The organism is Colwellia sp. C2M11, from assembly GCF_018860915.1.
Taxonomy (GTDB): domain Bacteria; phylum Pseudomonadota; class Gammaproteobacteria; order Enterobacterales; family Alteromonadaceae; genus Colwellia.
The window spans coordinates 120931-132081 of sequence record NZ_JAHKQD010000053.1 but is presented as its reverse complement, the minus strand read 5'-3'; the positions used below and the strand labels follow the sequence as shown (position 1 = coordinate 132081).

The following is an 11151-nucleotide window of genomic DNA, read 5'->3' as shown; positions in this document are numbered from 1 at the left end:
TATACAAAAAAGAGAATCATGTCCCTCACTAAAATGTCATCACCGATTATTAGTAAAAATACTCAGCAACATGGACCATTAGTTAGGTGCTTTATAGCGAACCAAAATTCGCTTCAGGAATTTTTTCGTCGGTCGGTAGATGATCATGCTGATGCTGATGATTTATTTCAAAAGCTTTTGTTAAAGGCGTTAAAAATAGAAAATACGGAGCATATAGATAACTTACTTGCGTATGGTTTTCGCATGGCGAAACACTTAGTTATTGATCATCATAGAGATCAAAAAAAATTTCCAGAAAGTCTTGAACATGATCCAGAAAGTGAAGCTTTATCACTTGAAAACTTACTCGAACATGAACAGCGTATGCGGTTATATCAGCAAGTGTTAATGCAAATGTCACCATTGCGTCGTGACGTTTTTATTCGTCGTCGGTTACATGGTGAAAGTCGGCAATTAATCGCAAAAAATTTAGGTGTATCTGAAGAAGCGGTCAAAAAGCATATATCGCGTGCTATGGATATGTTGAAAAACGCTATATCAACATTAATTAATAATTGATTGTCCCCTTAGTAGAGATTAAACCGTCATTCATATTAGTAATGAAACATAGTTAGTTATAAGAATAAGTTTAAGTTAAAAAATTGAGACATTTAATGGTATCGACATCCAAAAAAAACGCTAACAATGAGCAATTAACGCAACAGATTTGGCATGATCCTGCGCTTATTGAAGCCTTACAAAAAGTAGAGGAAGAAGCAGAGGTTCACCTCCTTGTAAAAGAACCTCGCAAACTTAAGCTTTGGACATGGGGAGGCGCTTTAGCTGCGAGTGTTATTTTTTCTTTTATAAGCTTTAATTTTATCAAATCAGACGTTACGACTTCTGCTCCAGCTAGTGTAGCTGCGCAGTATTATAGTGGTAATGATGCTGAAAATTTAATTTTGTCTGATGAGTCTAAAGTCGCTTTAAATCAACATTCAACGTTAAAATTTAGTGAAAATAGTCAATCAAGAACTGCACTATTAAGTAAGGGAGAAGCTTATTTTTCAATAAAAAGAGATATTGAAAGACCTTTTACACTGGAAGTCGGTAACGCGACTATACGTGTGCTTGGTACTGCCTTTAATGTGAATAATACCTTAGGTGAAACAAATATTGATGTCTTTCATGGGAAAGTTTCCGTAAAGACTATTGACGGTAAACAGCAGATTGAACTGGTTAAAGGACAACGAGCACGTGTATATAACAATAATATAATTGTTTCTACTTTTACAGCCAAACAACCTGATTGGCAACTTGGTTGGCTTAATTTTGACGATGTCTCTATTAGTAATGCTGTTTATCAACTTAATCGTTATGCTCAAAGGCCAGTTGTACTGAGTAAGGTTGATGCCAATTTACGGGTTAGTGGACGTTTTAAAACGAATGATGTGCTTGGTGCGTTAACCCTTATTGCGCAATTAAATAAGCTTTCAATCAATACTTTTGATGACAGCATTATATTGTCCTCTACTGATTAATATATTTGCACTATTACTATGCTGTTTTGATTACGTTTTTCGGGGCCTATAAATGTTGAAACGTTTTTTATATTTAGCCTTAAGTGCCATGTTATGTGGCTTGTCTTTTTATGTTAATGCGGCACGGGTTAGTTTAATTGAACAGCTCAACAATTTTTCTGAGAAGTTTTCAATCGCGATTATTTATGACAGATCATTACTTGAAGGGGTCGAGGTAGAAGCAAGTAGTGCCCCAAATAACGACATTAATCGTATTGATTTTAATAAGCAGTTGACGACTTGGCTAAAATCGCACCAGCTTAACTGGAAGCAAACCTCGTCAGGTATTCTCATTTATAACGTTAATAATATCCCTAAAAAATCAATTGAAAATTCAGTAAATCAATTAGAAGAAGTCACTGTTATTGGACAATTGCCAACGGGGTCGTTAACTGAGAGATATAATGATAAATATCAACAGTCCGTTGATTATGCACAATTAATAAAAAGTAATAATGCAGGCGAAACCGATTTTATTTTAGGCGCTATGCTTACCCAATTACCTGCTGAAAATTTAGCTGAAGCATTACAAGCGGTTCCAGGACTAAGTATTACTCGAGATCGTGGTGAGGCACTTAATATTAATGCGATGGGGTTAGGCGCAGAGTATCAATTAACGCTGTTTAATGGCCGTCGTCTTGCTAATACTGAAAATGTTCGCAATTCAAATCAATATGGTAAAGCGCATCGTTTTGATATTTTTAGCGCGGGGTTATTTTCAAATGTCGCTGTTTCTAAAACTGCTGATCCTCGGTTACCTAGCGGTGCAATAGGTGCAACCGTTAATTTATTTAGCGATGCCCCATTAGACTATCAAAAAAACAACTTAGACGTCAGGTTGACGGTTGCTGCGTTAGAGGGAGAGCGAGATCTTCAGCCTAGTTTTGGAATAACTGCAAATACTAAATTTGCCGATGATACCGTCGGTTTAATTGTGAAGATGAATTATGAAAGTCGACTGCAGCGTCAGTTTCAATTTGAGTCTTGGCATTGGGGGGAAAATGGCGGTGCATTAAATGTTTATCAGTGGCCTGATATTGATGATGATATTTTAGTGCCAACGGATGGCTTGGCACTAACCATTGAAAATGAAGATCGTATTAGAGCAACGATTTATAGTGCTTTAGCATGGCAACCAAGCGAACTATTAACGATTAATACATTGTGGTTTCGTTCTGAAACTGATTTTGCTTTTGATGAATATCGACTATCGATAAATCCATTAAGTCAGTCGGCCAAAGCAAAGGCAATTCATAATAAAAATAGCTTAGATCAGTTTATATTTTCAAATGTTACTGGCAAATCTAGCCGTGAAGAGTCAACACTCTATTATGCTAATAAAACCTTTCAAACAGACATGAAGTGGCAACCTCATCAACGCTTAATAATAACACCATTTTATAGTCATAGTGTAGCTAACAGTTTGACTAAAGAGCCTATTTCTCGAGTACATGTAGGGCTCTCGCCGATGGATGCTCTTGTTGAGTTACAAAACTATTCGGTTGATAAGTTTACCTTTGATCGTAATCTAAAACTGGTCAGTAGTTATTCAAATATTAATCAGATGAGTAAACGTAACATTAATGTATTGAATAAAGTAGATGAATGGGGCATTGATAGTCAATGGGATTCAACTGGGGATTCTCTTTTGGGTAAAAGATTGAAAACGTTAAACTTTGGTTTTTTACATTCAGCCCAAGCGTATAAATATACCCGTCGTGATGTAAGTTTATCGGTTTCTGCTTTAGCGGCATTACCTAAATTAGATGGCCGATGGCTAGAATCTATTCCCGATCTTTTTTCCGCTGACTTTATGAATTCAGATACGCAAGATTGGCTGATTCCAAAAAGTGATTTATTTCAATTGTACGATATAAGTTTACCCTTTGGAGGTGTTACTGATAATGATTTACTCAATAGTTATAAAGTAACTTATGTTTCAAAAGAGGGATATTTACAATCGCAATGGCAGTTAGGGCATTGGTCATTTGATACAGGGCTTCGCTATAGTGATATGAAAAGTCAAATAGCGGGGGCGCAATTAAATGCAGCAACTGAAGCTGTCTTTCCACTCAACGATAGCCTTAGTTTTGTAACCTGGTTACCGTCATTAAATATTCTGTGGCAACCGTCTTTATATTGGCAGTGGCGGGCGGGATATAGCCGTTCTTATAATCGTCCGAATTACTCGGATTTAAATCCTAAAGTTCATGTGAACTCTGGTGGTTTGCCTTATGCTGAACTGGGGAATCCTGCTTTACAACCGGTTGTCGCAAATACGACTACGTTTTCTGTTACCTGGTTACAAACATCATTAAATGCTCAATTGTTGGGTTTTAATCATAATATAGATAACTTGATTGTAGAACAAAAAGAGTCTTTTAATTACCAAAATATAGAATACAACTCATTACAAAGAACAAATGACGGCGCTGGTAATATTAACGGTTTACAGGCAAGTATTCACTGGTTACTACCATTGCGTAGTGCTTGGTTTTCAGAAAGTAGTGTAGGCGCTAATATAACACGTATTATCAACGCAAATTTTACCACGCCAGATGAGAGTAATGTTCGAATTGACGGTGTTTCCGATTTTACCGCTAACGTACGTTTTGTTGTCAGTGATGATAGTTGGCAAGCTGGACTGAATGTTAACCATCGGAGTGAATTCCTTACTGATAGGGATGTGACAAACAATGCTGATAGCTATATTAAAGCTTATACTAGTACGGATTTAAGCTTCAGCTGGCTGTATTCAGATAGTTTACGCTTACGGGTGGATGTTTTTAATGTAACCAATGAACCCATTTTTAGTACCGCTAAAACAGATGCCGCCGCTTCATTAATGAAAGCAGAAGATTTTGGCCGTCGTTTTGTTGTTGGTTTATCATTAACGTTATGAGGCTTTTTTAATTGGCATTTGCTTAATTTCCTCGGTGTTATCCTCTTTTTACTACTGTTCTTTCTTACCTACCAACATATTGCCATTTTCTAAGAAGGTTAAAATAATTTGCTTACTAGGGCGATTATCGTCAAATAATTCGCTATATTTTTCAATTATTCTGTCTCTGTCTGCTTGGGTTCTTGCGGTAGACATTTCATCACGAAAGGGTTGTCCTTCCATGATGCCGGCGTAATGACTTGCTAAAGCAGCCGTTGTTCGTAGTGCATTTTCAACTTTTGGATTTTCAGATAATGCCTGTTTTAATTGGTCGGCATAAGCATAATCCGCAGGTAAAACGACCTGACCGTGATTATCAAATTCTACGGTTGCTGGCGGCGATGGAATGTTATATTGCGCCAACAAGTCTTTGAATTGTTCTTGTGAATATTTCGACAAAGTATCAATGTTATGGGTCGTAGGAAGTAATAACGGTAGATCATCCAAGTTCACTGGCGTTGATTGCTGTCCCGGAGTCAGATATTCATCTAGATTAATTGCTGTTTGATCACCTTTACTTGTATTCATCTTAAATACAGCACTTTCCTTTATTTCTTCAGGAGTTGTACTTTGTGCACTAGCTGATTGATAACGGGCAAAAACTTGTGAAAAAGTAGTGCCAGTATTACTAGCGTTAGCTGTTGTGTTATTTGTTTGTTGCACATTTTGTGAATGAATTTGAAAATTTGTAGTGGTGACTTCCATTTTATCCTCGATACTTGATTACGTCATATAAATATACAGATTCTTAGTCAATATTTAGCAAAAAATGTACCATTACCACTTATGTTTTGTCGCGCTTGTTAACCATCAATAATTATGATTGTTCTTACCATATCAATTACAAATAAATGGCAATTTATTGCCGATGTAAAAATACTCAAAGGCACTTTTTGCCGTTTTTATTGGGTCATATTGAGTAAATCAATACACGGCTAACAATTTATAGCTGACGAGGGTTGGTACGCTATTTGCTCTTTAGTTTAGTATCGTAAAGAGTTAAATCATCATATTAGTCTGTCATTTTATTATGTACATAACAGATTACTTATCAATAGGAATGAAAAAAACGATTAAGGAAGATAAGTGATAAATTCAATTAGTTCACAACACTATGCTGTTCAACAAGTTCGAAACAATACCAATAAAGTTGAACAAATTTCGGCAGATAACACGCAAGAAACCAAGGCTATCGTTCATTACGATACCCGAAAATATGCAGTTCTTTTATTGAAAACGCTTCACCTGAAGAACTAACCGCAAAGGTTGATTCCTTAATCGGACGAATGCCGTCAATGGCGGCGATTAATTTAAATGAAATTATGAATGCCGATAATGGTTTTGAAATAGCCGAAAGAATAAATCGTTTACAAGAGCCATTAAAACAAGCACACCAGAATGTGTTAAATTTAGAACAAGATCTTATTAGTCAGGGGCGTGCAAAGGGTAAAAGTGACAAAGAAATTTTAATGAGTATTGTGCAAATGCAAGATGAACAGTCAGATTTATTTAAGATGTCAATGAATTGGGGAACCAAAGGGCTTACTTCACCTGACAATTATGCCAAGCTAGTTGAATACACACCTAACTATGTCAATTATTATACCTAAAAAGTACTAACGGTTAATGGTGTTAAGTGATGCTATAATTTAGAGATTATTTTGTTGTAAAATCGCCTAGCCGTATAAAGACCCTTGGAAATTTATGATCTACCCGAAAACTTGTTTTAACGCTTTTAGTCAGAATATAAAAGATTACACTCTACCCGAACGTTTTACTTTCCCATTTTGCTATGATCCTCATCCATTGTGCTTATTAGCGGCAACAGAATTACAAAACCAACTTGAAAACCATCAACAACTGTCAAAAGAGCTTGAACAACAAGGGAAAATGTTTGGCGTGCTGTTAGTAAAAAATCAGCAAGGTGACATAGGTTATCTTATTGCTTTTTCAGGAAAACACTTTGATCTTTCTATTCAACAAGCTTCGCTTAAAAATAATATGACCTTTGTACCACCTGTTTTTGAGCTTAATGATCAAGCCGAGTGGTATCACGATGACAGTATTATTATCAATCGACTTAATCATGAACTCGAGCAACTCTTAGTTAACCCGAAGTTAGAAGAGTACCAATCTCAACTTACATCACTTGCTATTCAACAAGAAGAACAGCTTGCTCAGCAGCATGAAAAAATGGCGTTTAATCGGAAAACGAGAAAAGCTAAACGTAGCCAAGTAAGGGATGATTTTACTGAAGAACAGTTAGCACAGCAGCTGAAAGAATTAGCAAAACAAAGTGTTTATGATAAAAATGAATTAAAAGCGTTAAAACAGCATTGGCTTGATTTAATAACAGCAACGCAAGAAAAATTAACCGCGTTAACTGATGAAGTTGATGCCGTTAAAAATAAACGAAAACGGTTGTCGACAAGGTTACAAAAAAAACTATTTAAACAGTATAGTTTATTAAACAGTGCTGGCGTTGAAAGAGATTTACTTGAATTATTTCAAGACACACGCCATCCAATGCCACCAGCAGGTACTGGTGATTGTGCCGCACCAAAATTATTACAATATGCTTTTATGAATAATATGACACCACTAGCGATGGCCGAATTTTGGTGGGGTCGGGGGCCTAAGTCTGAAATACGTCAACATAAAAAGTTTTATGGTGCATGCTCTGGTAAATGTCAACCAATTTTAGCGCATATGCTAGAGGGCATGACATTAGATGATAACCCTTTATTGGTTAACCCCGCAGAAGGTAAAGCGTTAGATATTATTTATCAAGACAACGATATTGTGGTGGTTAATAAACCGCATGAGTTTTTATCTGTGCCCGGTAAAAACATTGAAGATTCTGTTTATCTAAGAATAAAAGAACAGTTTCCAGAAGCAACGGGCACTCTAATTGTGCATCGATTAGATATGTCTACTTCAGGCGTAATGGTATTAGCGTTAACTAAACGGGCACAAAAAAACATACAGCAACAATTTATTAATCGTACTATTAAAAAGCGTTATGTGGCATTACTTGAAAATAAAGTAGCGGCTAACATTGATAAAATAGTTGAACAAAGTGAAGGGGAAATTAATCTGCCGTTAAGAGGTGATTTGGACGATAGACCCCGACAGTTAGTGTGTTTTGAGGCTGGAAAAGCATCGAAAACCCATTGGCAAGTTATTGAACATACCGATAAAAAAATAAAGTTATATTTATGCCCTGAATCAGGAAGAACACATCAATTAAGGGTTCATTGTGCTCATCCACAAGGGTTAAATACGCCAATATTGGGTGACGATTTATATGGAAATAACAATGACAATATTGCTCAGCGCTTACACCTTCATGCACAAAGGTTAACGTTAAGGCATCCTGTTAGCCAGGAAGAAATGACGTTTAATGTCGATGAAGCGTTTTAGGCTCGAATTCAACCATGTTCGGCTCAACAAAGTCATGTTTAATAAATGTAAATAAAAAAGCCTATCACTAAGATAGGCTTGATATGGCGACTAGAGCAACAATGTTACGCGTTTATTTAGTCTTTAATTTCTGCATTATGATAAACATTTTGTACGTCGTCACAATCATCTAACATGGCAATGAATTTCTCAAAATTAGCTAAATCTTCTTCACCTTCAATATCAATATAAGTTTGAGGAACCCAAGAGATCTCTTCAACTTCTAAGTCGTATTCAGGCATAGAGTTAGCAAATTCAGTTTTTATTTTGAAAAACTCAGTGTGTGGTGCATAAACAGTAATAATACCATCTTCTAATTCAACGTCAGACACATCAATGTCGGCCATCATTAAATTTTCTAAAACAGCTTCATCGTCTTCACCTTTAAAAGCGAATATTGCTTGGTGATCAAACATATGTGAAACCGTACCAGAAGATCCGATTTTAGAATTGGTTTTAGTAAAACATTGACGAACATCTTTAATGGTACGGTTGCCGTTATCCGTTAAGCAATCGATAATTACCATACAGTTACCAGGGCCAAAACCTTCATAACGTGCTTCTTCAAAATCTTCACCACCCGTACCTGATGCTTTTTTTATCGCATTTTCTATTACATGTGTAGGTACTTGGTCTTTTTTAGCTCTATCAATTAAACCACGTAAAGCAAGGTTACCATCGGGATCTATACCACCATTCTTAGCACAAACGTAAATCGCTTTACCGTACTTTGAATAGACTTTGGTTTTTGCTCCGGCAGTTTTTGCCATGGATAATTTTCTGTTTTGGTAAGCTCTTCCCATTATTCAATCTCTCGTTTTTCATTTTCATAAAAATAATGAGGTAGATTCTACCAGTCTCACAGGGTTGTTGACTAGAGGGAGAAGGCTAAAAGTTGATATGAGCAGTAAAGAACTGCTTGAAATAACCACTATTTTAGACTTTATTTAGTGGAAGGAATAAATTTAACCAACTTAGTATCCACTAATACTTTAAAGGAATAATTTATGAAAAAGCTTATTTTCTGTTTTGATGGCACATGTAATTCACCTCAAGATGCGGATGATTTTTTTGAAGACTCTAGTATCAGTAATGTATTAAAACTACATGCTTTTTTTGGTGGTAAGCTTAATTCATTTAATGCCAGAAAAAATGTTAAAAGGAATTCTGTAAATACAATTACAACAGCACAAAAAAGCTTTTACTACAGTGGTGTTGGTACTCGCGGTAGTTGGCTTAAACGTAAATTCAACGCAATGTTTGCGCCGCCTTATGGCGATATGGATGATATTATCGCCAATGCGCGTGCCGATCTATCTACACATTTTTCTGAAGGAGATGCTATTTATATCTTCGGTTTTAGTCGTGGTGCTGCTATTGCACGCATGTTTGCTGCACATTTGCCTTATAAGGTTAAGTTTTTAGGCGTGTTTGATACTGTTGCCGCAACACGTGGTTCGTTAGATTTAAATCCGGATACTTTCCCTGCCAGTGGTATTGTCTTTGAAAATGGCACTCTTGGTGCTCATGTTGAACAAGCGGTGCATTTACTTTCACTGGATGAGAAACGAATTTTGTTTCAACCAACTTTATTTAATTATGATAAAAGAGTGACCGAAATATGGTTTGCCGGTGTGCATTCTGATATTGGTGGTAGTTACTGGTTTGATGGTTTGTCTGATATTACTTTGCAATTTATGCTTGATAGTGTGCGTGATAAATTGAGCATACAAGATATTAACGAAATTGATTTTGCTGGATTAAAAGTACCGGGGGCGCAAGATAGTATCTGTATTGATGATCTTAATATCAAGCCTTTGGTCGATGGCACATTACATAGCCAAATTCGAACGAATAGAAACGCAGCAACCTTGGCTCCTCGCTTAGTTAGGGTAAATATTGATGATGCTAAATCGAAGCATATTCCTATTATTCACCATACTGTTATTGAACGGTTTAACTTGGTTAGTGGTTATCGACCTTATTCACTAAGAGATTTAAAATTTAAAGTAATTAATGCTAATGGCAAACTAGGTAAAATACAGCAGGGGATTAGTAGTTTAGGTTAATGAAATAATGATATAATTATTTTCATTACTCGTTGTTTTGATGGATATCCCTTATTTTATGAGCACCTTAAACCCTACCAATGAAGTTCCTGAAATATCGAACGTTATTGGTTATTTTAAAACGTTACAAGATCGTATTTGCCAAGCATTAGCACAAGCCGATGGCAGTGGCCAATTTATTGAAGACAATTGGAAGCGCAAAGAAGGTGGCGGTGGTCGTACGCGAGTAATGACTGACGGCACTGTTATAGAGCAAGGTGGTGTTAATTTTTCAGTTGTTTCAGGTGATAAATTACCACCGTCAGCAACGGCTCATAGACCCGAGTTAGCCGGCCGAACATGGCAAGCTTGTGGTGTCTCTTTAGTTATTCATCCTAAAAATCCTCATATTCCAACATCTCATGCCAATGTACGCTTTTTTATTGCTGAAAAAGAAGGAGAAGCCCCAGTGTGGTGGTTTGGTGGCGGTTTTGATTTAACACCATTTTATCCTGTCAACGAAGATGTATTACACTGGCATCAAGTAGCTCATGACTTATCAGCACCCTTTGGTGAAAATGTTTATGATGATTATAAAAAATGGTGTGATGAATATTTCTACCTAAAACATCGTGATGAAACTCGTGGCGTAGGTGGATTATTCTTTGATGATTTAAATAAATGGGGTTTTGAAAAAAGCTTTGATTATGTTAAATCCGTTGGACAAGGCTTCATTGACGCTTATGTTCCTATCATCAATCGTCGTAAAAATGATGAATACACTGAAGAGCAAAGACAATTTCAGTTATACCGTCGCGGTCGCTATGTTGAATTTAACTTAGTGTTTGACCGAGGTACATTATTTGGTTTGCAATCAGGTGGCAGAACAGAATCTATTCTAATGTCGATGCCACCTTTAGCACGTTGGGAATATAATTTTAAAGCTGAAGAGAATAGTGATGAAGCAAAGCTTAACCACTATTTAGTTCCTCAAAATTGGTTAAACCGGGCTTAGGTTAACTACTGCCAAGTAAATGCAGGATATACCGGTAAGTTTCGTGCTGCTGATGAACCTGCGTTTACATTCTTTTCAGCTTCAGTAATTTATACCGGTAAGTAATGTTTGAATATCATCTTGCAC

General features: G+C 36.4%; 10 protein-coding genes. 8 read left to right on the top strand and 2 right to left on the bottom strand.

Features of this window, described 5'->3' with window-relative positions; translation table 11 throughout:
• Positions 1–18 precede the first annotated feature (18 nt).
• From KO509_RS16765 to KO509_RS16755, 3 genes are all read left to right on the top strand, one after another.
• Positions 19–558 carry a sigma-70 family RNA polymerase sigma factor gene (locus tag KO509_RS16765; RefSeq protein ID WP_215974406.1) on the top strand — a complete coding sequence of 180 codons (540 nt, stop codon included), beginning with the start codon at positions 19–21 and terminating at the stop codon, positions 556–558.
• Between the two features lie 95 nt (positions 559–653).
• Complete coding sequence (locus KO509_RS16760; protein ID WP_215974405.1) at positions 654–1520, top strand: FecR domain-containing protein; 867 nt, start codon at positions 654–656, stop codon at positions 1518–1520.
• A 52-nt stretch (positions 1521–1572) separates the two neighbouring features.
• On the top strand, positions 1573–4461 hold the full coding sequence (locus KO509_RS16755; protein WP_215974404.1) for a TonB-dependent receptor: 2889 nt from the start codon (positions 1573–1575) through the stop codon (positions 4459–4461).
• Positions 4462–4512: 51 nt separating this feature from the next.
• Here the strand turns inward: KO509_RS16755 and KO509_RS16750 are convergent, their stop codons facing one another.
• Positions 4513–5205, bottom strand: a complete 693-nt coding sequence (locus KO509_RS16750; RefSeq protein WP_215974403.1) for a hypothetical protein — start codon at positions 5203–5205, stop codon at positions 4513–4515.
• Between the two features lie 381 nt (positions 5206–5586).
• Between KO509_RS16750 and KO509_RS16745 the strand changes: the two genes are divergently transcribed.
• The 3 genes from KO509_RS16745 (at position 5587) to KO509_RS16735 (ending at position 7923) form a co-directional block, all read left to right on the top strand.
• Positions 5587–5757 (top strand): hypothetical protein, encoded by a 171-nt coding sequence (locus KO509_RS16745; RefSeq protein ID WP_215974402.1) that lies wholly within the window; start codon positions 5587–5589, stop codon positions 5755–5757.
• Positions 5758–5795: 38 nt separating this feature from the next.
• On the top strand, positions 5796–6110 hold the full coding sequence (locus tag KO509_RS16740) for a hypothetical protein (RefSeq protein ID WP_215974401.1): 315 nt from the start codon (positions 5796–5798) through the stop codon (positions 6108–6110).
• A gap of 94 nt (positions 6111–6204) precedes the next feature.
• The gene (locus tag KO509_RS16735; protein WP_215974400.1) at positions 6205–7923 is read left to right on the top strand and encodes an RluA family pseudouridine synthase; all 1719 of its coding nucleotides are present in this window, start codon (positions 6205–6207) and stop codon (positions 7921–7923) included.
• A gap of 116 nt (positions 7924–8039) precedes the next feature.
• On the opposite strand, the gene KO509_RS16730 is transcribed toward KO509_RS16735, so the two are convergent.
• Positions 8040–8765 (bottom strand): YebC/PmpR family DNA-binding transcriptional regulator, encoded by a 726-nt coding sequence (locus KO509_RS16730; protein WP_215974399.1) that lies wholly within the window; start codon positions 8763–8765, stop codon positions 8040–8042.
• Between the two features lie 204 nt (positions 8766–8969).
• Between KO509_RS16730 and KO509_RS16725 the strand changes: the two genes are divergently transcribed.
• Together KO509_RS16725 and hemF are read left to right on the top strand one after the other, a co-directional pair.
• Positions 8970–10031 (top strand): DUF2235 domain-containing protein, encoded by a 1062-nt coding sequence (locus tag KO509_RS16725; RefSeq protein WP_215974398.1) that lies wholly within the window; start codon positions 8970–8972, stop codon positions 10029–10031.
• Between the two features lie 58 nt (positions 10032–10089).
• Positions 10090–11025 (top strand): oxygen-dependent coproporphyrinogen oxidase, encoded by a 936-nt coding sequence (gene hemF, locus KO509_RS16720; RefSeq protein ID WP_215974397.1) that lies wholly within the window; start codon positions 10090–10092, stop codon positions 11023–11025.
• Positions 11026–11151: the final 126 nt, after the last annotated feature.

Coding starts and splice junctions, on each gene's coding strand:
- KO509_RS16760 (WP_215974405.1), top strand. CDS start 654: ATGGTATCGACATCCAAAAAAAACGCTAACAATGAGCAATTAACGCAA.
- KO509_RS16725 (WP_215974398.1), top strand. CDS start 8,970: ATGAAAAAGCTTATTTTCTGTTTTGATGGCACATGTAATTCACCTCAA.
- hemF (WP_215974397.1), top strand. CDS start 10,090: ATGAGCACCTTAAACCCTACCAATGAAGTTCCTGAAATATCGAACGTT.
- KO509_RS16750 (WP_215974403.1), bottom strand. CDS start 5,205: ATGGAAGTCACCACTACAAATTTTCAAATTCATTCACAAAATGTGCAA.
- KO509_RS16755 (WP_215974404.1), top strand. CDS start 1,573: ATGTTGAAACGTTTTTTATATTTAGCCTTAAGTGCCATGTTATGTGGC.
- KO509_RS16740 (WP_215974401.1), top strand. CDS start 5,796: ATGGCGGCGATTAATTTAAATGAAATTATGAATGCCGATAATGGTTTT.
- KO509_RS16765 (WP_215974406.1), top strand. CDS start 19: ATGTCCCTCACTAAAATGTCATCACCGATTATTAGTAAAAATACTCAG.
- KO509_RS16730 (WP_215974399.1), bottom strand. CDS start 8,765: ATGGGAAGAGCTTACCAAAACAGAAAATTATCCATGGCAAAAACTGCC.
- KO509_RS16735 (WP_215974400.1), top strand. CDS start 6,205: ATGATCTACCCGAAAACTTGTTTTAACGCTTTTAGTCAGAATATAAAA.